19 protein-coding genes are annotated in these 21,713 nt (G+C 51.7%); 13 read left to right on the top strand and 6 right to left on the bottom strand.

Features of this window, described 5'->3' with window-relative positions; translation table 11 throughout:
* The first annotated feature begins 14 nt into the window (after positions 1-14).
* Entirely contained in the window at positions 15-1,277 is a 1,263-nt protein-coding gene (gene lysA, locus BGE37_RS00150; protein WP_001120734.1) for a diaminopimelate decarboxylase, read from the top strand.
* A gap of 6 nt (positions 1,278-1,283) precedes the next feature.
* On the opposite strand, the gene galR is transcribed toward lysA, so the two are convergent.
* Entirely contained in the window at positions 1,284-2,315 is a 1,032-nt protein-coding gene (galR, locus tag BGE37_RS00145; RefSeq protein WP_088542174.1) for an HTH-type transcriptional regulator GalR, read from the bottom strand.
* A 585-nt stretch (positions 2,316-2,900) separates the two neighbouring features.
* On the opposite strand from galR, the gene aas reads away from it, so the two are divergent.
* Both aas and lplT read left to right on the top strand, forming a co-directional pair.
* Positions 2,901-5,060 carry a bifunctional acyl-ACP--phospholipid O-acyltransferase/long-chain-fatty-acid--ACP ligase gene (gene aas / locus BGE37_RS00140; RefSeq protein WP_105287654.1) on the top strand — a complete coding sequence of 720 codons (2,160 nt, stop codon included), beginning with the start codon at positions 2,901-2,903 and terminating at the stop codon, positions 5,058-5,060.
* The gene (gene lplT, locus BGE37_RS00135) at positions 5,053-6,246 is read left to right on the top strand and encodes a lysophospholipid transporter LplT (RefSeq protein ID WP_000004624.1); all 1,194 of its coding nucleotides are present in this window, start codon (positions 5,053-5,055) and stop codon (positions 6,244-6,246) included. The genes aas and lplT overlap by 8 nt, the downstream gene beginning before the upstream one ends.
* A gap of 38 nt (positions 6,247-6,284) precedes the next feature.
* On the opposite strand, the gene BGE37_RS00130 is transcribed toward lplT, so the two are convergent.
* From BGE37_RS00130 to mutH, 5 genes are all read right to left on the bottom strand, one after another.
* Positions 6,285-7,940: a DUF4139 domain-containing protein gene (locus tag BGE37_RS00130; RefSeq protein ID WP_105276686.1), complete on the bottom strand. Its 1,656-nt coding sequence runs from the start codon at positions 7,938-7,940 to the stop codon at positions 6,285-6,287.
* Between the two features lie 157 nt (positions 7,941-8,097).
* A complete protein-coding gene (locus BGE37_RS00125) occupies positions 8,098-9,138 on the bottom strand; it encodes an NADP(H)-dependent aldo-keto reductase (protein ID WP_001199299.1) in 1,041 nt (346 codons plus the stop codon).
* 107 nt (positions 9,139-9,245) lie between these two features.
* Positions 9,246-9,464, bottom strand: coding sequence for a lipoprotein YgdR (gene ygdR / locus BGE37_RS00120; RefSeq protein WP_000758655.1), 219 nt, complete (start codon positions 9,462-9,464; stop codon positions 9,246-9,248).
* A 136-nt stretch (positions 9,465-9,600) separates the two neighbouring features.
* Positions 9,601-10,314 (bottom strand): TerC family protein, encoded by a 714-nt coding sequence (locus BGE37_RS00115; protein ID WP_105287653.1) that lies wholly within the window; start codon positions 10,312-10,314, stop codon positions 9,601-9,603.
* 68 nt (positions 10,315-10,382) lie between these two features.
* A complete protein-coding gene (mutH, locus tag BGE37_RS00110; protein ID WP_000082180.1) occupies positions 10,383-11,072 on the bottom strand; it encodes a DNA mismatch repair endonuclease MutH in 690 nt (229 codons plus the stop codon).
* A 185-nt stretch (positions 11,073-11,257) separates the two neighbouring features.
* Between mutH and ygdT the strand changes: the two genes are divergently transcribed.
* The 10 genes from ygdT (at position 11,258) to recC (ending at position 21,675) form a co-directional block, all read left to right on the top strand.
* Positions 11,258-11,404: a protein YgdT gene (ygdT, locus tag BGE37_RS25780; protein WP_269218580.1), complete on the top strand. Its 147-nt coding sequence runs from the start codon at positions 11,258-11,260 to the stop codon at positions 11,402-11,404.
* A gap of 352 nt (positions 11,405-11,756) precedes the next feature.
* A complete protein-coding gene (gene rppH / locus BGE37_RS00105; protein WP_000564486.1) occupies positions 11,757-12,287 on the top strand; it encodes an RNA pyrophosphohydrolase in 531 nt (176 codons plus the stop codon).
* Between the two features lie 12 nt (positions 12,288-12,299).
* Positions 12,300-14,546 (top strand): phosphoenolpyruvate--protein phosphotransferase, encoded by a 2,247-nt coding sequence (gene ptsP, locus BGE37_RS00100; protein ID WP_000957918.1) that lies wholly within the window; start codon positions 12,300-12,302, stop codon positions 14,544-14,546.
* A 150-nt stretch (positions 14,547-14,696) separates the two neighbouring features.
* A complete protein-coding gene (lgt, locus tag BGE37_RS00095; protein ID WP_000204658.1) occupies positions 14,697-15,572 on the top strand; it encodes a prolipoprotein diacylglyceryl transferase in 876 nt (291 codons plus the stop codon).
* A 6-nt stretch (positions 15,573-15,578) separates the two neighbouring features.
* The gene (gene thyA / locus BGE37_RS00090; protein ID WP_000816232.1) at positions 15,579-16,373 is read left to right on the top strand and encodes a thymidylate synthase; all 795 of its coding nucleotides are present in this window, start codon (positions 15,579-15,581) and stop codon (positions 16,371-16,373) included.
* Between the two features lie 184 nt (positions 16,374-16,557).
* Entirely contained in the window at positions 16,558-17,028 is a 471-nt protein-coding gene (locus BGE37_RS00085) for a prepilin peptidase-dependent protein (RefSeq protein WP_000857045.1), read from the top strand.
* Complete coding sequence (locus tag BGE37_RS00080) at positions 17,019-17,582, top strand: prepilin peptidase-dependent protein (protein ID WP_105287652.1); 564 nt, start codon at positions 17,019-17,021, stop codon at positions 17,580-17,582. Before BGE37_RS00085 ends, BGE37_RS00080 begins: the two co-directional genes overlap by 10 nt.
* A complete protein-coding gene (locus tag BGE37_RS00075; protein ID WP_001078401.1) occupies positions 17,579-17,986 on the top strand; it encodes a DUF2509 family protein in 408 nt (135 codons plus the stop codon). The genes BGE37_RS00080 and BGE37_RS00075 overlap by 4 nt, the downstream gene beginning before the upstream one ends.
* Positions 17,971-18,294 (top strand): prepilin-type N-terminal cleavage/methylation domain-containing protein, encoded by a 324-nt coding sequence (locus BGE37_RS00070; protein ID WP_105287651.1) that lies wholly within the window; start codon positions 17,971-17,973, stop codon positions 18,292-18,294. Before BGE37_RS00075 ends, BGE37_RS00070 begins: the two co-directional genes overlap by 16 nt.
* Positions 18,295-18,306: 12 nt before the next feature.
* Positions 18,307-21,675, top strand: a complete 3,369-nt coding sequence (recC, locus tag BGE37_RS00065) for an exodeoxyribonuclease V subunit gamma (RefSeq protein ID WP_105287650.1) — start codon at positions 18,307-18,309, stop codon at positions 21,673-21,675.
* Positions 21,676-21,713: the final 38 nt, after the last annotated feature.

Here is a 21,713-nt window from a genome sequence, read left to right as displayed (position 1 = left end):
ATCTGGAGTTTGTTATGCCACATTCACTGTTCAGCACCGATACCGACCTCACCGCCGAAAATCTGCTGCGTTTGCCCGCAGAATTTGGCTGCCCGGTGTGGGTCTACGATGCGCAAATTATTCGTCGGCAGATTGCAGCGCTGAAACAGTTTGATGTGGTGCGCTTTGCACAGAAAGCCTGTTCCAATATTCATATTTTGCGCTTAATGCGTGAGCAGGGCGTAAAAGTGGATTCCGTCTCGTTAGGCGAAATAGAGCGTGCACTGGTGGCGGGTTACAATCCGCAAACGCACCCCGATGATATTGTTTTTACGGCAGATGTTATCGATCAGGCGACGCTTGAACGCGTCAGTGAATTGCAAATTCCGGTGAATGCGGGTTCTGTTGATATGCTCGACCAACTGGGTCAGGTTTCGCCAGGGCATCGGGTATGGCTGCGTGTTAATCCGGGGTTTGGTCACGGGCATAGCCAAAAAACCAATACCGGTGGCGAAAACAGCAAGCACGGTATCTGGTACACCGATCTGCCCGCCGCACTGGACGTGATACAACGTCATCATTTGCAGCTGGTCGGCATTCACATGCACATTGGTTCTGGCGTTGATTATGCCCATCTGGAACAGGTATGTGGTGCTATGGTGCGTCAGGTCCTCGAATTCGGTCAGGATTTACAGGCTATTTCTGCGGGCGGTGGGCTTTCTATTCCTTATCAACAGGGTGAAGAGGCGGTTGATACCGAACATTATTATGGTCTGTGGAATGCCGCGCGTGAGCAAATCGCCCGCCATTTGGGCCATCCTGTGAAACTGGAAATTGAACCGGGTCGCTTTCTGGTAGCGCAGGCTGGCGTATTAATTACTCAAGTGCGGAGCGTCAAACAAATGGGTAGCCGCCACTTTGTGCTGGTTGATGCCGGGTTCAACGATCTGATGCGCCCGGCAATGTACGGTAGTTACCACCATATCAGTGCCCTGGCATCTGATGGTCGTTCTCTGGAACACGCACCAACGGTGGAAACCGTCGTCGCCGGACCGTTATGTGAATCGGGCGATGTCTTTACCCAGCAGGAAGGGGGAAATGTCGAAACCCGCGCCTTGCCGGAAGTGAAGGCAGGTGATTATCTGGTACTGCATGATACAGGGGCATATGGCGCATCAATGTCATCCAACTACAATAGCCGTCCGCTGTTACCAGAAGTTCTGTTTGATAATGGTCAGGCGCGGTTGATTCGCCGACGCCAGACCATTGAAGAATTACTGGCGCTGGAATTGCTTTAACTGCGGTTAGTCGCTGGTTGCATGATGACTTGCCTCCAGCGACGGAGTTGACACTGAATGGCGACGTACCAGCGTCGGACTAAAGACATTAGTGATTTCCGGGAGAGGGCGATTATCAGCCAGCGCCAAAGCCAGTTCGGCAGCCTGGGTCGCCATCGTCACGATTGGGTAACGCACGGTGGTCAGACGCGGGCGCACATAGCGTGACACCAGCACATCATCAAAGCCAATTAACGAAATCTCACCCGGTACTTCAATACCATTATCATTGAGAACGCCCATCGCACCCGCCGCCATTGAATCGTTATAACAGGCTACCGCAGTGAAATTCCTTCCGCGTCCCAAAAGCTCGGTCATTGCCTGTTCGCCGCCGCTTTCGTCTGGTTCGCCAAATGTCACTAGCCGGTCATTGGCCGGAATACCACTTTCAGCAAGGGCATCGTAATACCCTTGCAGACGATCTTCGGCGTCAGAAATAGAGTGGTTAGAGCACAGATAACCAATGCGGGTATGACCTTGCTGAATTAAATGACGCGTTGCCAGCCAGGCACCGTAACGATCGTCCAGAGCAATACAACGGTTTTCAAAGCCAGGCAGGATACGGTTGATCAGCACCATACCGGGCATTTGTTTCATTAATGAGGCTAAATCGGCATCCGGGATCATTTTGGCATGGACAACCAGCGCAGCACAGCGGTGGCGGATCAGTTGCTCAATGGCCTGACGCTCTTTTTGTTCGTTGTGGTAACCGTTGCCAATCAATAAAAAATTACCAGTGTGATAAGCCACCTGCTCGACCGCTTTCACCATTGCACCGAAAAACGGATCGGAAACATCACCAACGACCAGACCGACCGTTTCAGTGGTCTGTTGCGCCAGCGCACGGGCGTTGGCGTTCGGGTGATAACTAAGAGACTCCATTGCACTATGCACAGCCAGCCGGGAGGCTTCGCTGGCTTTGGGTGAATTATTAATGACGCGGGAAACGGTGGCGACTGAAACGCCTGCCAGTCGGGCTACATCCTTTATGGTCGCCATGAAAATACCTTAGTGGGTAAACGCTTACATTCTGTCAGTGTTACGGAAAATACCTGTTGGTTCAAGTGGCGACGTGTTTTCATCGTGGGAATGTGAGCCAAACGCAAATAAATAAGACAAAAAAAGAGATTGCAAACCTTTGGTTACACTTTGCGAAACGCTGTTGCGATTGACCGCTGGTTGCGTTTGGCTTCAGGTTGCTAAAGTGGTGGTCCCAGAGGTATTGATAGGTGAAGTCAACTTCGGGTTGAGCACATGAATTACACCAGCCTGCGCAGATGCGCAGGTTTTTTTTTGCCGGTCATCAATCTGTAACAGTAACCGACAATTTACACACCTCGTTGCATTTCCCTTCATTCCTTTGCGTTTTATCGCTGGCGAAGAGTCGTCGTGCAGACCACAATCAAGATCCCAGAGGTATTGATTGGTGAGATTATTCGGTACGCTCTTCGTACCCTGTCTCTTGCACCAACCTGCGCGGATGCGCAGGTTTTTTTTCGCACCTAATTTACTGTCGCTCGCGTTCTTTATCTCGTGTAATCTCCCTCCATTCGCTTTTACTGAATCAGAGCAAAGGGAGTTGGAATGCTTTTTAGCTTTTTTCGAAATTTGTGCCGTGTTTTGTATCGCGTTCGCGTTACGGGTGACACCCAGGCACTGAAGGGCGAGCGCGTTCTAATTACGCCTAATCACGTCTCTTTTATTGATGGCATTTTGCTTGGACTGTTTTTACCCGTACGTCCGGTATTTGCCGTTTACACCTCAATAAGCCAACAGTGGTATATGCGTTGGCTGAAATCATTTATCGACTTTGTTCCTCTCGACCCGACGCAACCTATGGCGATTAAACATCTGGTACGTCTGGTGGAACAGGGCCGTCCGGTGGTGATTTTCCCTGAAGGACGCATCACCACCACTGGCTCGCTGATGAAAATCTACGATGGCGCGGGTTTTGTCGCGGCGAAGTCTGGTGCAACGGTTATTCCTGTGCGTATTGAAGGGGCGGAACTTACGCACTTCAGCCGCCTGAAAGGTCTGGTTAAACGTCGCTTGTTTCCGCAAATTACTCTGCATATTTTGCCACCAACGCAGGTGGAGATGCCGGATGCGCCGCGTGCCCGTGACCGTCGCAAAATCGCTGGCGAAATGCTGCATCAAATAATGATGGAAGCGCGTATGGCGGTGCGCCCGCGTGAAACGCTGTACGAATCTTTACTGAGCGCAATGTACCGCTTCGGAGCCGGGAAGAAATGTGTCGAAGACGTTAACTTTACCCCGGACTCCTATCGCAAATTGCTTACGAAAACGCTGTTTGTTGGACGCATCCTTGAAAAATACAGTGTTGAAGGCGAACGCATCGGCTTAATGCTGCCCAATGCAGGCATCAGTGCGGCAGTGATTTTTGGGGCCATCGCCCGTCGCCGCATTCCCGCAATGATGAACTACACCGCCGGGGTAAAAGGGTTGACCAGTGCTATTACGGCGGCTGAAATCAAAACCATCTTCACTTCCCGTCAGTTTCTCGATAAAGGCAAACTCTGGCATCTGCCAGAGCAACTTACTCAGGTGCGCTGGGTCTATCTGGAAGATTTAAAAGCAGATGTCACCACTGCTGACAAAATATGGATCTTTGCCCATCTGTTGATGCCGCGTCTGGCCCAGGTAAAACAACAGCCAGAAGAAGAGGCGCTTATCCTCTTTACCTCCGGCTCTGAAGGCCATCCAAAAGGCGTGGTCCATAGCCATAAAAGCATTCTGGCGAACGTCGAGCAGATTAAAACGATTGCCGACTTCACTACCAACGATCGCTTTATGTCGGCGTTACCGCTGTTTCACTCCTTTGGGCTGACGGTAGGCCTGTTTACGCCACTGCTCACAGGTGCAGAAGTGTTCCTTTATCCAAGCCCGCTGCATTACCGCATTGTGCCGGAGCTGGTGTATGACCGCAGTTGCACCGTGTTGTTCGGCACCTCGACTTTCCTCGGTCATTACGCGCGTTTCGCCAACCCATATGACTTCTATCGTCTACGCTATGTGGTGGCAGGCGCAGAGAAATTGCAAGAAAGTACCAAACAGCTTTGGCAGGATAAATTTGGCCTGCGCATCCTTGAAGGTTACGGTGTGACCGAGTGCGCGCCAGTCGTTTCCATCAACGTACCGATGGCGGCGAAACCTGGTACGGTAGGGCGTATTCTACCAGGAATGGATGCGCGCCTGTTGGCGGTTCCTGGTATCGAAGACGGCGGACGCCTGCAACTGAAAGGACCGAACATAATGAACGGCTATCTGCGGGTGGAGAAGCCTGGCGTACTCGAGGTGCCTACCGCTGAGAATGTTCGCGGCGAAATGGAGCGCGGCTGGTATGACACTGGCGATATTGTGCGTTTTGACGAGCAGGGTTTTGTGCAGATTCAGGGCCGCGCAAAACGCTTTGCCAAAATTGCAGGCGAAATGGTGTCGCTGGAAATGGTGGAACAACTGGCACTTGGTGTTTCGCCAGATAAAGTCCATGCCACTGCGATTAAGAGCGATGCCAGCAAAGGCGAGGCACTGGTGCTTTTCACCACAGATAACGAACTGACGCGCGATAAGTTGCAACAGTATGCCCGCGAGCACGGCGTGCCGGAGCTTGCTGTACCGCGCGATATTCGCTATCTGAAACAGATGCCATTACTTGGCAGTGGCAAACCTGACTTTGTCACGTTGAAAAGCTGGGTAGACGAAGCGGAACAACACGATGAGTGAGTCAGTGCACACTAACACTTCGTTGTGGTCGAAGGGGATGAAAGCGGTTATCGTGGCGCAGTTTCTCTCTGCGTTTGGCGATAATGCGCTGCTATTTGCCACTCTGGCGTTACTGAAAGCGCAGTTCTATCCGGAGTGGAGCCAGCCCATCCTGCAAATGGTGTTTGTAGGTGCTTACATTCTTTTTGCGCCGTTTGTCGGACAGGTGGCGGATAGCTTCGCCAAAGGCCGGGTGATGATGTTTGCCAATGGCCTGAAGCTGCTGGGCGCAGCCAGTATCTGCTTTGGTATCAATCCGTTTCTCGGCTATACGCTGGTGGGTGTTGGTGCTGCAGCCTATTCACCGGCGAAATACGGTATTCTCGGCGAATTAACCACGGGTAGTAAGTTAGTGAAAGCTAACGGTTTAATGGAAGCGTCTACCATAGCGGCGATTTTGCTCGGTTCCGTAGCCGGTGGTGTACTGGCTGACTGGCATGTCCTGGTCGCCCTGGCCGCATGCGCACTGGCCTACGGTGGCGCGGTCGTTGCCAATATCTACATTCCCAAACTGGCGGCGGCGCGTCCGGGGCAGTCCTGGAATCTCATCAGCATGACCCGCAGTTTCCTGAATGCCTGCACCTCGCTATGGCGCAATGGTGAAACGCGTTTTTCGCTGGTGGGCACCAGTTTATTCTGGGGAGCGGGTGTCACGCTGCGTTTCCTGTTGGTGCTGTGGGTACCGGTGGCGCTGGGTATTACCGATAACGCTACGCCGACCTATCTCAACGCGATGGTAGCGATTGGTATCGTGGTTGGCGCAGGTGCGGCAGCGAAGTTAGTTACGCTGGAAACCGTGTCACGCTGTATGCCAGCCGGGATTTTGATTGGCGTGGTGGTACTGATTTTCTCCCTGCAACACGAGCTGCTGCCAGCCTATGCCTTGTTGATGCTGATTGGCGTGCTGGGGGGCTTTTTTGTCGTTCCGCTCAATGCGTTGCTACAGGAACGGGGTAAAAAAAGCGTCGGGGCGGGGAATGCGATTGCAGTACAAAACCTTGGCGAAAACAGCGCCATGTTGTTGATGCTGGGCATTTACTCGCTGGCGGTAATGGTAGGCATCCCGGTCGTGCCCATTGGCATTGGCTTCGGTGCGCTATTTGCGCTGGCAATAACGGCGCTGTGGATCTGGCAGCGCCGTCATTAAGCTTTCACCAGATGGCATATTCAGCCATCTGGTGAAGATCACATTCCCGAAGGGTGCATACCTTTCGGATACTTCACGCTGTATGAGAATGGCAGACTCACGTTCTCTTTGCCTGACAGTTTCAGCGTCCAGGACAGTTCACCCGTCTTCGCATCAAACTGTGCCTGGCCATATTGCATTTTTTCCACCGTAATATCACTGTTAGCACTGACTGGGATCTGGTCGAGTAGAGTGATATCCACCGCTTCGCCGTAGCTGTTCTTTACATTGAGGGTGTAACTGAAGTTGCGTACCGCGCTGTCGTTAAAGATAGATAACGCATTCTCTTTTTTGAGTACGGCTTTACGCTGAATAATCAGCTTAGGATCGCGGTTAAGCTGAATATCCAGCGACTTACCATCTTCTGGCGGCTGCAAATAGCCCACGCCGGTACGGTTGTTACCAAAGAAGATCTGACTTTCGCCGGGGATTAAATTTAACTGTTCCCACTCTTTAATTTGCACCTGGAGATACGCGTCATTACTGATCTTCGGAATAGCAAAGAAGCGATATTTACCGCTGACCGACTCTTCCTTAATGACCACCGTGCGCGCGGTATTATCGCTGTCGATTTGCCACGGCAGCGAAAGCGCATAGCGGACATTTTGCGCAGTGAAACTTTCTGGTCGAGCCGAAGCTGGCACTGCCTGTTCGGCATACTTGCGCCCGGCTTGTCGCTCCCTTGTTTTTTGCATCTCTGCCACCAGGGTTTTCTGCAATTCTGAGGCATCCTGGTTAGACGAATATTCCGAACGCTGTTCCATCACGGGTGATGCTGAAAGCGAGCCGCTTACACCACCATACTCCGGAACATCCACATACAGGGTTTCCAGGTGTGGCAACGTAAGATGAGTATCAGGTTCACTGGTCGAGAGCACGAGATTAACGCCTTTCCAGGGCAACCCCGTATACTGGCGAATATTAGCCTTGTAAACCAGACGCAGCGGCTGGTTTATGGCAGTGGCGTGAATATCATAGATCGGCGTCCAGGTAGCATCAGGGGTCATATAACGTACCACCGCTTTCGCTGTGACGGCTTTTGGGGCATAGACCTTAGCGACAATAACCTGCGGATCATTGGCTGCCACCGAATCGCCGTTACTCATGCTCTCGCGTTGCTCCAGCTTTTCAATTTCAAGCTGCTTATCAGCAAGTTTCTGCGTCAACTCATTGTCGGCTCGTAATAACTCACCATTTTTCTCTTTCACCATTTGCAGATACTTGCCAACTTCGGCGGCACTTTTATTGGTTAATGTGCTATTTGCCTCTAATACCTTAATTTGAGCCGCGATATTGTTTTTCTCGGCGGTCAGTTTTGCCTGTTCCACCTTTGCTGCTTTTAACTGTTGCTGAATATCTGACGGCAGCGCATTCGGCTGTGTTTCCATTAGCGCGATACGTGAGGAAAGCACAGTCACTCCGTTATCGATAGAAATGGCGATGCTGTCGTCGGTTACCGAATTGGCGATATTAGTGAAAATAATTTCGCTTTCACCTGCCGGTAAGTTGAGTGTCTCTTCACCTTGTAGGCTGGCACCATGCAGATAAACAGTGACGTCTTTGAGTGTTAGCGGTTGAGTTAACTGCGCCCCCCAAGCGGAGGACAGACACCCGGTAAGCAACATGGCGAGGGGAATAGGTTTGAAAATCAACATGGTTATCCTTAACAATGGGCACAGACATTGAAACGCGCGCTGGCGTTGGCCAAAGGAGTCTATTGCTCTTTGTCAGGAAAGATGTGGCGAAAAGTAGTGAATATATTCTGAAAAGTGGGGAAAAGAGACGCCTGGTGCAAAACACCAGGCGAAAGGATCACGGTGCCGGATAAGTATAAACCTGATGTACCGCTTCAATTTCAGCTAATACGTCTTCGCTTAACTCCAGATGCAAACTTTCGACGTTAGTTTTCAGCTGCTCCATCGTGGTTGCGCCCAGCAGAGTGCTGGCAACAAACGGTTGACGGCGTACAAACGCGAGCGCCATCTGAGCAGGATCCAGACCATGACGTCTGGCAATATCAACATACGCCGCGACGGCTTTTTGCGTTTGCTCACCGCTATAGCGGGTGAACCGACTAAAGAGCGTATTACGTGCGCCAGCGGGTTTTGCACCGTTGAGATATTTCCCGGTCAGCGTGCCGAAACCCAGGCACGAATAGGCCAGCAGCTCGACCCCTTCATACTGGCTGACTTCTGCCAGACCTACTTCAAAACTGCGGTTTAACAGACTGTAAGGGTTCTGAATGGTGACAATACGCGGCAGATCGTGTTTGTCCGCCAGATGCAGGTAGCGCATTACGCCAAATGCAGTTTCGTTCGACACGCCGATATAACGAATTTTTCCCGCGCGTTGGTACTCTGCCAGTGCGTCCAGCGTATCCAGTAACGAAACCGCAGGGGCAGAATCTGTCCAGCTATAACCGAGTTTGCCGAAGCAGTTGGTCGGGCGCTGCGGCCAGTGCACCTGATAAAGATCGAGGTAATCAGTCTGCAGGCGCTTGAGGCTGTCATGCAGCGCTTCGCGGATATTCTTCCGATCCAGCGCCTGATCCGGGCGGATGCCCTTGTCATTATTGCGCGACGGTCCGCTCACTTTGGAGGCGATAATTAACTTTTCGCGGCTGCCATGTTTCGCCAGCCAGTTACCGACGTAGGTTTCGGTTAACCCTTGCGTTTCGGGGCGCGGCGGCACTGGGTACATTTCGGCAACGTCGATAAGGTTAATGCCCTGAGCGACGGCATAGTCGAGTTGTGCGTGGGCGTCGGCTTCGCTGTTCTGTTCACCAAACGTCATCGTGCCAAGCCCCAGCGTGCTGACTTCCAGCGAACTGTGGGGTATACGGTGATATTGCATAGCCGTTTCCTTTTTATAATCACGACATAAGGAATATAAAAATGGCAGAGGGAAGGGAAAAGGGAAAGCGAAAAATCTTAAGGCCAGCCGGATGCTGACCTTATTTTTTAACGTTCAATAATTTGCGAAACATCATCACGGTTAATTTGCATCGCGTTACCTTGCTGATCGTGATAACTCACCAGCCCGGTATCATCATCAATTTCAGGTTTTCCATCGGTCAAAATCATACGGCCATCTTTGGTCGCCATGACGTAATCACTGGAACACCCGGAAACAGCAAACGCCAGTCCGACTGCAGAAATTATTACTGCCCATTTTTTCATCCGGTTATCCTCATTTGGCCCACCTATGATAATAGTCTGTTTATAAATGGACGTTATATATCTTGAAAGCAGGAAAATCTTAAATTGTGAGGCTAACAGGAGTGAGTACGCTCTCCTGCAGGAGAGCGTACGGATATCAAAGTGGATTTTTTTTGTTGCGAATCAGGTTGAGGCTTTCAACCGCAATAGAGAAGAACATCGCGAAGTAGATGTAACCTTTCGGTACGTGGATGTCGAAACTTTCCAGAATCAGGGTAAAGCCCACCAGAATCAGGAAAGAGAGCGCCAGCATTTTTACCGAAGGATGGCGTTCGACAAAATCACCAATGGAGCGCGCGGCAAACATCATCACGCCTACGGCAATCACCACGGCTGCCATCATAATAAACAGGTGATCTGACAGACCCACAGCGGTAATCACCGAGTCGAGGCTGAAGATAATATCCAGCAGCATAATTTGCACGATAGCGCCGAGGAATGATGAAACGCGTGTTTTCAGCCCTTCTTCTTCACCTTCGATGGATTCGTGGATTTCCTTGCTGGCTTTCCAGATAAGGAACAAGCCACCCAGAAGCAGAATCAAATCACGGGCGGAAATTTCCTGGCTGAATATTGTAAAAAGCGGATTTGTCAGGCGCGTAACCCAGGCGATTGATGCCAGCAGCGCCAGACGCATAACCATGGCTCCCGCCAACCCCAGACGCCGCGCATGAGCACGTTGTGCTGTGGGGAGCTTTGCCACCACCAGAGAAAGAAAAATAATATTGTCGATCCCAAGAACGATCTCCAGCAGCGTCAGCGTACCGAGCGCAAGCCAGGCGTTAGGATCGGATATCCATGCAAATAACATCTAAAAAGCCCTGCCAAAAAAATGAAGCGGTAATTATATGCCCGGAAAGCGGCAGGTCAAAGCGATGGCTACTGGATCAGAAAATGACGGGCCAGCAGCGCACTGGTGAAATTCTTCTTCAAATAAAAGCCACGCGGCAGCGTCAAAATCCGTTCGCCCCGGGCACCAATGGCTTCGGTAAGCGCTTTCGCATTCGCTGCTTTCGGGCGTATCTGTAAATACTCCCCGTGACGAGCGGTGATCCGCTCAACCTGACCGAGAACAATCATATCCATTAATTCTTCCCAGTCTTCGCGCAGTTGCCGGTCTTCCTCTTCATTCGGGCTCCATAGCAATGGTGATCCTACGCGACGCTGCGCCAGCGGGATGCTACGTTCGCCTTCAACCGGTATCCACAGCACGCGTTTGAGCTTGTGGCGCACGTGGCTGGTTTCCCAGGTCACTCCACTATTGCCCGTTAATGGGGCAACACAAACGAATGTTGTTTCCAGCGGACGCCCAAGACTATCCACAGGAATAGTTTTAAGTTCCACACCCAGAGCAGCAAAATCTTGTTCTGGTTTACTCCCTGCACTGGCACCTAGCCAGATCTCCAGCAACACGCCGATCCAGCCCTTATCGCGTTTTAAATTCTCCGGCGTCACCAGCCCGGCAAGTGCCGCCAGTTCACCCAGTGTATAACCGGAAAGTTGCTGTGCTTGCGCTAACAACTGTGCTTCTGTTTCGGGAGGAGAAAGCAGTGGGCGAGGTTGGGACATGTCATGATACCTTGGTTAAAAAACAAACAGCTGTTCTTTGCCGAATATTCGCAGTGTAACTTTTTCCACATGCGTTATTCAATTCTATGATTTATATTGCTTTTTAGATTGTCGGTAATCGAGTTGCGCAACACTGCAACGGGTTTTCCAAATCTGGTCACTGAAAATAAACAGGATCTTACACCATGTTATCCACAGAAAGCTGGGATAACTGTGAAAAACCTCCACTACTGTTTCCATTTACAGCCTTGACGTGCGACGAAACTCCAGTTTTTAGTGGTTCAGTGCTTAACTTAGTGGCACATTCTGTGGATAAATACGGCGTTGGTTGATCTTTCGCCAACCTGTAAATGAGAGGTGTGACCTGGGTCACGAATTACTCCTTTTTATTACTTAAATTACATGTAATGCATTGACTAGTAATGATTATTTTAAAGTGTCGATATCAGGCTTATTCAGAATGCTCCGGGTTTTCCCGTAGTAATTCCGTAGTTCTTCACAACTCTATCCACAGAAAAGGTGAATAAAAACGGCTATCCACCCCTTCCTCTGTTTATAACTCTGCACATAACTGTGAGTTATTCAATTGTTATTAGTGTGTAATGCCCTGCAGAGAGTGGTTTACCGTCTTCATGGAGTATGAAACAATCATTCGTATATAAAGCTTTATTTTGAGGTAGTCCGGTGATTGATGACGATGGCTACCGCCCAAACGTAGGTATCGTGATTTGTAATCGCCAGGGGCAGGTAATGTGGGCCCGGCGATTTGGTCAGCACTCCTGGCAATTTCCGCAAGGCGGAATTAACCCAGGAGAATCCGCAGAACAGGCGATGTACCGTGAATTGTTTGAAGAAGTAGGATTAAGCCGCAAAGACGTTCGAATCCTTGCTTCAACGCGTAACTGGTTGCGCTACAAATTACCGAAACGTTTGGTGCGTTGGGACACGAAGCCGGTTTGTATCGGCCAAAAACAAAAATGGTTTCTCTTGCAGCTGGTGAGCGGCGATGCAGAAATCAATATGCAAACCAGCAGTACACCAGAGTTTGATGGCTGGAGATGGGTAAGTTACTGGTATCCGGTCAGACAGGTGGTGTCATTTAAACGTGATGTCTACCGTAGGGTAATGAAAGAGTTCGCGAGTGTTGTGATGGCGCTGCAGGATAATACGCCAAAACCACAAAACGCATCTGCTTATCGACGTAAAAGAGGTTAAGTCACGCCAATTATGCTCACTCGCCTGCGCGAAATAGTCGAAAAGGTAGCCAGCGCACCACGCCTGAATGAGGCGTTAAATATTCTGGTTACCGACATCTGTCTTGCGATGGATACCGAGGTCTGTTCGGTCTACCTGGCCGATCATGACCGACGTTGTTACTACCTGATGGCGACCCGGGGGCTGAAAAAACCACGCGGTCGCACTGTAACGCTTGCGTTTGATGAAGGGATCGTCGGCCTGGTTGGCAGGCTGGCGGAACCGATAAACCTTGCAGATGCGCAAAAGCACCCCAGCTTCAAATACATCCCCTCCGTAAAAGAAGAACGTTTCCGCGCGTTTTTAGGCGTACCAATTATTCAACGTCGCCAGTTGCTTGGTGTACTGGTGGTACAGCAACGAGAGTTGCGCCAGTATGACGAAAGTGAAGAATCCTTCCTGGTGACGCTTGCCACCCAGATGGCAGCGATTCTTTCTCAGTCGCAGTTGACTGCCTTGTTTGGGCAATATCGCCAGACGCGAATCCGTGCATTACCGGCAGCGCCTGGTGTGGCGATTGCCGAAGGCTGGCAGGATGCCACGTTACCTTTAATGGAACAGGTGTATCAGGCATCAACGCTGGATCCGGCTCTGGAACGCGAACGACTGACCGGGGCGCTGGAAGAAGCGGCAAACGAGTTTCGCCGCTACAGCAAACGCTTTGCCGCCGGTGCACAAAAAGAAACGGCGGCTATTTTCGATCTTTACTCGCACCTGCTTTCGGACACCCGGCTGCGTCGCGAATTGTTTGCCGAGGTTGATAAAGGCTCGGTGGCAGAGTGGGCGGTAAAAACGGTCATTGAAAAATTTGCCGAACAGTTTGCCGCGCTAAGCGATAACTATCTCAAAGAGCGGGCTGGCGATTTACGTGCGCTGGGTCAGCGATTGCTGTTTCATCTTGATGACGCTAATCAAGGGCCGAACGCCTGGCCGGAACGTTTCATTCTGGTGGCAGATGAACTGTCAGCGACAACGCTTGCTGAGCTGCCCCAGGATCGCTTAGTCGGTGTTGTCGTGCGAGATGGCGCAGCCAACTCCCATGCTGCGATCATGGTACGTGCGCTGGGGATCCCTACCGTAATGGGCGCGGATATTCAGCCTTCGGTGCTGCATCGTCGGACGTTGATCGTCGATGGTTATCGCGGTGAATTGCTGGTCGATCCGGAGCCGGTACTGCTGCAAGAATATCAGCGGCTAATTAGTGAAGAGATTGAGCTTAGCCGTCTGGCGGAAGATGACGTCAATTTACCCGCCCAGTTAAAAAGCGGCGAGCGCATTAAAGTCATGCTCAATGCCGGTTTAAGCCCGGAACATGAACAAAAACTGGGCAGCCGTATTGATGGCATAGGACTTTATCGCACTGAAATCCCATTCATGTTGCAAAGTGGTTTTCCGTCGGAAGAAGAACAGGTGGCGCAGTATCAGGGGATGCTGCAAATGTTCAATGATAAACCCGTCACCTTGCGTACGCTGGATGTCGGAGCAGATAAGCAGCTGCCTTACATGCCGATCAGCGAAGAGAATCCATGCCTGGGTTGGCGTGGGATTCGCATTACGCTCGATCAGCCGGAGATCTTCTTGATTCAGGTGCGGGCGATGCTGCGTGCTAATGCCGCTACGGGCAACCTGAATATTCTGTTGCCGATGGTCACCAGCCTCGATGAAGTTGACGAAGCACGCCGCCTGATTGAACGTGCCGGACGTGAAGTCGAGGAGATGATCGGTTACGAAATTCCCAAACCACGTATCGGCATCATGCTTGAAGTGCCGTCAATGGTATTTATGCTGCCGCATCTGGCAAAGCGGGTCGATTTTATCTCTGTTGGCACCAACGATCTGACTCAATACATCCTGGCCGTTGATCGCAACAATACCCGGGTGGCGAACATTTATGACAGTCTTCATCCTGCAATGTTACGAGCTCTGGCGATGATCGCTCGGGAAGCGGAAATACATGGTATCGATCTCCGTTTGTGCGGTGAAATGGCGGGCGATCCCATGTGCGTGGCAATCCTCATTGGGCTTGGGTATCGCCATCTGTCTATGAACGGACGTTCTGTAGCGCGCGTAAAATACCTGCTGCGGCGCATTGATTATGCCGAAGCAGAAAACCTTGCGCAGCGTAGTCTGGAAGCGCAACTGGCGACCGAAGTTCGCCATCAGGTTGCAGCCTTTATGGAGCGTCGCGGCATGGGCGGGTTGATTCGCGGAGGGTTATAGCGCGGATCATATACATATCTTTTAACGGTATCCGGCAACCAGCCAGGTCCCCTTGTGCTATTATTCGCACCTTTGGAGCGCCTGAAACCTGCGGCGCGCATTTCAATCGCTGTTCTCTTTCAGCGAAATAACAAGAACTTGTGGTGACAGATGACCAGTAGCTATCTGCATTTTCCGGAGTTTGATCCGGTCATTTTCTCAATAGGACCCGTAGCGCTTCACTGGTACGGCCTGATGTATCTGGTGGGTTTCATTTTTGCAATGTGGCTGGCAACACGTCGGGCGAATCGTCCGGGCAGCGGCTGGACCAAAAATGAAGTTGAAAACTTACTCTATGCGGGCTTCCTCGGCGTCTTCCTCGGTGGACGTATTGGTTATGTTCTGTTCTACAACTTCCCGCAGTTTATGGCCGATCCGCTGTATCTTTTCCGTGTCTGGGACGGCGGCATGTCCTTCCACGGCGGCCTGATTGGCGTTATCGTGGTGATGATTATCTTCGCCCGCCGTACTAAACGTTCCTTCTTCCAGGTTTCTGATTTTATCGCACCACTCATTCCGTTTGGTCTTGGTGCCGGGCGTCTGGGCAACTTTATTAACGGTGAATTGTGGGGCCGCGTTGACCCGAACTTCCCGTTTGCCATGCTGTTCCCCGGCTCCCGTACAGAAGATATTTTGCTGCTGCAAACCAACCCGCAGTGGCAATCCATTTTCGACACTTACGGTGTGCTGCCGCGCCACCCATCACAGCTTTACGAGCTGCTGCTGGAAGGTGTGGTGCTGTTTATTATCCTCAACCTGTATATTCGTAAACCGCGCCCAATGGGAGCTGTCTCAGGTTTGTTCCTGATTGGCTACGGCGCGTTTCGCATCATTGTTGAGTTTTTCCGCCAGCCCGACGCGCAGTTTACTGGTGCCTGGGTGCAGTACATCAGCATGGGACAAATTCTTTCCATCCCGATGATTGTCGCGGGTGTGATCATGATGGTCTGGGCATATCGTCGCAGCCCACAGCAACACGTTTCCTGAGGAACCATGAAACAGTATTTAGAACTGATGCAAAAAGTGCTCGACGAAGGCACACAGAAAAACGACCGTACCGGAACCGGAACGCTTTCCATTTTTGGTCATCAGATGCGTTTTAACCTGCAGGATGGATTCCCGCTGGTGACAACCAAACGTTGCCACCTGCGTTCCATCATCCACGAACTGCTGTGGTTCTTGCAGGGCGACACAAACATTGCTTATCTACACGAAAACAATGTCACCATCTGGGACGAATGGGCCGATGAAAATGGCGACCTCGGTCCGGTGTATGGTAAACAGTGGCGTGCCTGGCCAACGCCAGATGGTCGTCATATTGACCAGATCACTACGGTACTGAACCAGCTGAAAAACGACCCGGATTCCCGCCGCATTATTGTTTCAGCGTGGAACGTTGGTGAACTGGATAAAATGGCGCTGGCACCGTGCCATGCATTCTTCCAGTTCTATGTGGCAGACGGCAAACTCTCTTGCCAGCTTTATCAGCGCTCCTGTGACGTCTTCCTCGGCCTGCCATTTAACATTGCCAGCTATGCGTTACTGGTACATATGATGGCGCAGCAGTGCGATCTGGAAGTGGGTGATTTTGTCTGGACCGGTGGCGACACGCATCTGTACAGCAACCATATGGATCAAACTCATCTGCAATTAAGCCGCGAACCGCGCCCGCTGCCGAAGCTGATTATCAAACGTAAACCTGAATCCATCTTCGACTACCGTTTCGAAGACTTTGAGATTGAAGGCTACGATCCGCATCCGGGCATTAAAGCGCCGGTGGCTATCTAATTACGAAACATCCTGCCAGAGCCGACGCCAGTGTGCGTCGGTTTTTTTTACCCTCCGTTAAATTCTTCGCGACGCCTTCCCGAAATTTTGCAACCTCCTGCAACGGCGTAAATAGTCCGGAAGATGCGCCGAAGAAATAGAAACTGGCCCTCGTCTTTTTTTCTCCTCGCTCCATACTGCCGGCATGAAAACACAACGTGGTTATACGCTGATTGAAACGCTGGTCGCGATGCTGATTCTGGTCATGCTAAGCGCAAGTGGACTCTATGGCTGGCAATACTGGCAGCAGTCGCAACGGCTATGGCAAACCGCCAGCCAGGCGCGGGACTATTTGCTCTATTTACGTGAAGATGCCAACTGGCATAACCGCGACCACAGTATCAGCGTTATCAGGGAGGGGGCGTTATGGTGCCTTGTGAGTTCCGCGGCTGGGGCCAATACCTGTCATGGCAGTTCACCATTGGTCTTTGTGCCACGCTGGCCCGAAGTCGAAATGAGCGACCTGACACCTTCGCTTGCTTTCTTTGGCCTGCGCAATACCGCATGGGCCGGGCATATTCGCTTTAAAAACTCAACGGGCGAGTGGTGGCTGGTGGTTTCGCCGTGGGGAAGACTCCGGCTTTGTCAGCAAGGAGAAACAGAAGGATGCCTGTAAAAGAGCAAGGTTTTTCTTTGCTGGAAGTGTTGATTGCTATGGCGATCAGTAGCGTATTGTTGCTGGGGGCTGCACGCTTTCTGCCCGCGTTACAGCATGAAAGTTTAACGAGCACCCGTAAGCTGGCGCTGGAAGATGAAATCTGGCTGCGGGTATTTACCGTCGCGAAGCATCTCCAGAGGGCGGGTTATTGTCATGGCAGCTGTACCGGCGAAGGGCTGGAAATTGTCGGACAGGGGGACTGTATCATTGTGCAGTGGGATGCGAACAGTAACGGTATCTGGGATCGCGAACCGGTAAAAGAGTCCGACCAGATTGCATTTCGTGTGAAGGAGCATGTGCTGGAAACGCTACGCGGTGCGACATCCTGTGAAGGTAAGGGCTGGGATAAAGTCACTAATCCGGATGCCATCATTATCGACACTTTTCAGGTTACCCGACAGGATGTCAGCGGTTTCTCGCCGGTGTTGACGGTTAATATGCATGCTGCCAGTAAGTCTGAACCGCAAACCGTGGTGGATGCCAGCTATAGCGTGACAGGATTCAACCTGTGAACCGCGAAAAGGGTGTTTCGTCACTGGCTCTGGTCCTTATGCTGCTGGTTTTGGGTAGCTTGCTATTGCAAGGAATGAGTCAGCAGGATCGCAGTTTTGCCTCTCGCGTGAGCATGGAAAGTCAGTCATTGCGCCGCCAGGCCATCGTTCAGTCGACGCTGGAGTGGGGAAAAATGCACGCCTGGCAGACGCAGCCCGCAGTTCAGTGCTTACTGTACGCAGCCACCGGTGCCCGGGTTTGTCTGCGTTTATTGGCTGATAATGAAGCCTTATTGATTGCCGGTTATGAAGGCGTTTCGTTGTGGCGAACAGGCGAAGTCATCGATGGAAACATTGTTTTTTCGCCACGCGGCTGGAGCGATTTTTGTCCGCTGAAAGAGAGGGCGTTATGTCAGCTTCCCTGAAGAATCAACAAGGCTTTAGCCTGCCAGAGGTAATGTTGGCGATGGTGTTGATGGTGATAATTGTCACTGCGTTATCGGGTTTCCAGCGAACATTAATGAACAGTCTTGCCAGCAGAAACCAGTACCAACAGCTCTGGCGGCATGGCTGGCAGCAAACGCAACTGCGCGCGATTTCGCCACCTGCCAACTGGCAGGTCAACCGAATGCAGACATCGCAGGCGGGATGTGTCAGCATCAGCGTTACGCTAGTTTCACCCGGGGGCAGAGAAGGCGAGATGACCCGCCTGCATTGCCCGAATCGTCAGTAGTCAGGAGCCGCTATGTTAAGGGTCTACCATTCCAATCGTCTGGACGTGCTGGAAGCGTTGATGGAGTTTATTGTCGAACGCGAACGGCTGGACGATCCTTTCGAACCAGAGATGATTCTGGTGCAAAGTACCGGTATGGCGCAGTGGCTGCAAATGACCCTGTCGCAAAAGTTTGGTATTGCGGCAAACATTGATTTTCCGCTGCCAGCGAGCTTTATCTGGGATATGTTCGTCCGGGTGTTACCGGAGATACCCAAAGAGAGCGCCTTTAACAAACAGAGCATGAGCTGGAAACTGATGACTCTGCTGCCGCAACTGTTGGAGCGCGAAGACTTTACCCTGTTGCGGCATTATCTGACTGACGATAGCGACAAGCGAAAACTGTTCCAGCTTTCTTCAAAAGCGGCGGACCTGTTTGACCAGTATCTGGTCTATCGTCCGGACTGGCTGGCACAGTGGGAAATAGGACATTTGGTTGAAGGGCTGGGAGAAGCACAGGCCTGGCAAGCGCCGTTGTGGAAGGCGTTGGTGGAATATACCCATCAACTCGGGCAACCGCGCTGGCACCGCGCCAATCTCTATCAGCGCTTTATCGAAACGCTGGAGTCCGCGACGACCTGCCCGCCGGGGCTACCTTCGCGCGTCTTTATATGCGGTATTTCCGCGTTACCGCCTGTTTATCTCCAGGCGCTACAGGCGCTGGGTAAACATATTGAAATCCATCTCCTGTTTACCAACCCCTGCCGTTATTACTGGGGCGACATTAAAGATCCTGCTTATCTGGCGAAACTGCTGACTCGCCAGCGCCGACACAGTTTTGAAGATCGCGAATTACCGCTATTTCGCGACAGCGAAAATGCCGGGCAGCTCTTTAACAGCGATGGTGAACAGGATGTCGGCAACCCGCTGCTGGCCTCATGGGGCAAGCTTGGGCGCGACTACATTTATCTCCTTTCTGATCTGGAGAGCAGCCAGGAGCTGGACGCTTTTGTCGATGTGACGCCAGATAACCTGCTGCATAACATTCAGTCTGACATTCTGGAACTTGAAAACTGCGCTGTTGCGGGTGTGAATATCGAAGAGTTTTCCCGTAGCGATAACAAACGCCTGCTTGATCCACTGGATAACAGTATCACCTTCCACGTTTGCCATAGCCCGCAGCGCGAAGTTGAAGTTTTACACGATCGCCTGCTGGCAATGCTGGAGGAAGACCCGACACTGACTCCGCGCGACATCATCGTGATGGTGGCTGATATCGACAGCTACAGTCCGTTTATTCAGGCAGTGTTTGGTAGCGCACCTGCGGATCGTTACCTGCCATATGCCATTTCCGATCGTCGGGCGCGGCAGTCACATCCGGTATTGGAAGCGTTTATCAGCCTGTTATCACTGCCTGACAGTCGCTTTGTGTCAGAGGATGTGCTGGCGCTACTGGATGTGCCGGTACTGGCGGCGCGGTTTGATATTACCGAAGAAGGGCTGCGTTATTTACGCCAGTGGGTCAACGAATCCGGTATTCGTTGGGGGATAGATGACGACAACGTCCGCGAGCTGGAACTCCCCGCCACCGGTCAACACACCTGGCGGTTTGGCCTGACGCGCATGTTGCTGGGCTACGCGATGGAGAGCGCGCAGGGCGAGTGGCAATCGGTTCTGCCTTATGATGAATCGAGTGGCTTAATTGCAGAACTGGTGGGGCACCTGGCGTCGCTGCTAATGCAACTGAATATCTGGCGTCGTGGGCTGGCGCAGGAGCGTCCGCTGGAAGAGTGGTTGCCGGTTTGTCGCGATATGCTCAACGCCTTCTTCCTGCCGGATGCGGAAACCGAAGCGGCGATGACGCTGATCGAACAACAATGGCAGGCGATTATCGCCGAAGGTTTAGGTGCGCAGTATGGCGACGCGGTGCCGTTGTCACTATTGCGTGATGAACTGGCACAACGTCTGGATCAGGAACGTATCAGCCAGCGTTTTCTCGCCGGACCGGTTAACATTTGTACTCTGATGCCAATGCGTTCCATCCCATTCAAAGTGGTTTGCCTGCTGGGAATGAACGACGGCGTTTACCCACGCCAGCTTGCGCCATTGGGCTTTGACCTGATGAGTCAGAAACCGAAGCGTGGCGACCGTAGCCGTCGCGATGATGACCGCTATCTGTTCCTGGAAGCGTTAATTTCCGCGCAGCAAAAACTCTATATCAGCTATATCGGGCGTTCCATTCAGGATAACAGTGAACGTTTCCCGTCGGTACTGGTGCAGGAACTGATCGACTACATCGGGCAAAGCCATTATCTACCGGGCGATGAAGCGCTCAACTGTGATGAAAGCGAGGCAAGGGTAAAAGCGCATCTTACTTGCCTCCATACCCGAATGCCGTTTGATCCACAAAACTATCAGCCAGGTGAACGACAAAGCTATGCACGTGAGTGGTTACCTGCGGCAAGCCAGGCTGGTAAGGCACATTCTGAATTTGTTCAGCCGCTGCTGTTTACCTTGCCGGAAACCGTGCCGCTGGAGACGCTACAACGATTCTGGGCGCATCCGGTGCGGGCGTTTTTCCAGATGCGCTTGCAGGTGAACTTCCGTACCGAAGATAGCGAAATTCCCGACACCGAACCTTTTATTCTGGAAGGGCTTAGCCGTTATCAAATCAATCAGCAGTTATTGAATGCACTGGTTGAGCAGGATGATGCCGAACGCTTGTTCCGTCGCTTCCGGGCGGCAGGGGATTTACCGTATGGCGCTTTTGGTGAAATTTTCTGGGAAACACAGTGCCAGGAGATGCAGCAGCTTGCCGACAGAGTCATTGCCTGTCGCCAACCGGGGCAAAGTATGGAAATTGATCTCGCCTGCAACGGTGTGCAAATAACGGGTTGGTTGCCGCAGGTGCAGCCGGATGGCCTGTTACGCTGGCGTCCCTCTTTATTAAGTGTGGCGCAGGGAATGCAACTTTGGCTGGAACACCTTGTCTACTGTGCCAGCGGTGGTAATGGTGAAAGTCGCCTTTTTCTACGCAAAGACGGCGAGTGGCGTTTTCCGCCGCTTGCAGCCGAACAGGCTTTACATTACCTCTCAGAACTGATTGAGGGGTATCGTGAAGGGATGTCCACGCCGCTGCTGGTGTTACCTGAAAGTGGCGGCGCGTGGCTAAAAACCTGTTATGACGCGCAAAACGATGCCATGCTGGATGACGATTCCACGTTGCAGAAAGCCCGTACGAAATTCCTTCAGGCTTACGAAGGCAACATGATGGTGCGTGGAGAAGGTGATGATATCTGGTATCAACGGCTCTGGCGGCAATTAACACCAGAGACAATGGAAGCCATCGTTGAACAGTCGCAACGTTTCCTGTTACCGCTGTTTCGCTTTAATCAGTCATGAGTGCTGTATAAAAATTGCGCAATTCATCTGCTTACTTT

The organism is Escherichia sp. MOD1-EC6300, assembly GCF_002965045.1.
Taxonomy (GTDB): domain Bacteria; phylum Pseudomonadota; class Gammaproteobacteria; order Enterobacterales; family Enterobacteriaceae; genus Escherichia; species Escherichia coli_F.
The sequence above is the reverse complement of the archived record's forward strand: the minus strand, read 5'-3'. Positions and strand labels throughout refer to the sequence as shown.

Coding starts and splice junctions, on each gene's coding strand:
- ptsP (WP_000957918.1), top strand. CDS start 12,300: ATGCTCACTCGCCTGCGCGAAATAGTCGAAAAGGTAGCCAGCGCACCA.
- BGE37_RS00080 (WP_105287652.1), top strand. CDS start 17,019: ATGCCTGTAAAAGAGCAAGGTTTTTCTTTGCTGGAAGTGTTGATTGCT.
- BGE37_RS00085 (WP_000857045.1), top strand. CDS start 16,558: ATGAAAACACAACGTGGTTATACGCTGATTGAAACGCTGGTCGCGATG.
- thyA (WP_000816232.1), top strand. CDS start 15,579: ATGAAACAGTATTTAGAACTGATGCAAAAAGTGCTCGACGAAGGCACA.
- galR (WP_088542174.1), bottom strand. CDS start 2,315: ATGGCGACCATAAAGGATGTAGCCCGACTGGCAGGCGTTTCAGTCGCC.
- BGE37_RS00070 (WP_105287651.1), top strand. CDS start 17,971: ATGTCAGCTTCCCTGAAGAATCAACAAGGCTTTAGCCTGCCAGAGGTA.
- BGE37_RS00130 (WP_105276686.1), bottom strand. CDS start 7,940: ATGTTGATTTTCAAACCTATTCCCCTCGCCATGTTGCTTACCGGGTGT.
- lysA (WP_001120734.1), top strand. CDS start 15: ATGCCACATTCACTGTTCAGCACCGATACCGACCTCACCGCCGAAAAT.
- BGE37_RS00125 (WP_001199299.1), bottom strand. CDS start 9,138: ATGCAATATCACCGTATACCCCACAGTTCGCTGGAAGTCAGCACGCTG.
- BGE37_RS00115 (WP_105287653.1), bottom strand. CDS start 10,314: ATGTTATTTGCATGGATATCCGATCCTAACGCCTGGCTTGCGCTCGGT.
- lplT (WP_000004624.1), top strand. CDS start 5,053: ATGAGTGAGTCAGTGCACACTAACACTTCGTTGTGGTCGAAGGGGATG.
- ygdR (WP_000758655.1), bottom strand. CDS start 9,464: ATGAAAAAATGGGCAGTAATAATTTCTGCAGTCGGACTGGCGTTTGCT.
- ygdT (WP_269218580.1), top strand. CDS start 11,258: ATGTTATCCACAGAAAGCTGGGATAACTGTGAAAAACCTCCACTACTG.
- recC (WP_105287650.1), top strand. CDS start 18,307: ATGTTAAGGGTCTACCATTCCAATCGTCTGGACGTGCTGGAAGCGTTG.
- mutH (WP_000082180.1), bottom strand. CDS start 11,072: ATGTCCCAACCTCGCCCACTGCTTTCTCCTCCCGAAACAGAAGCACAG.
- aas (WP_105287654.1), top strand. CDS start 2,901: ATGCTTTTTAGCTTTTTTCGAAATTTGTGCCGTGTTTTGTATCGCGTT.
- lgt (WP_000204658.1), top strand. CDS start 14,697: ATGACCAGTAGCTATCTGCATTTTCCGGAGTTTGATCCGGTCATTTTC.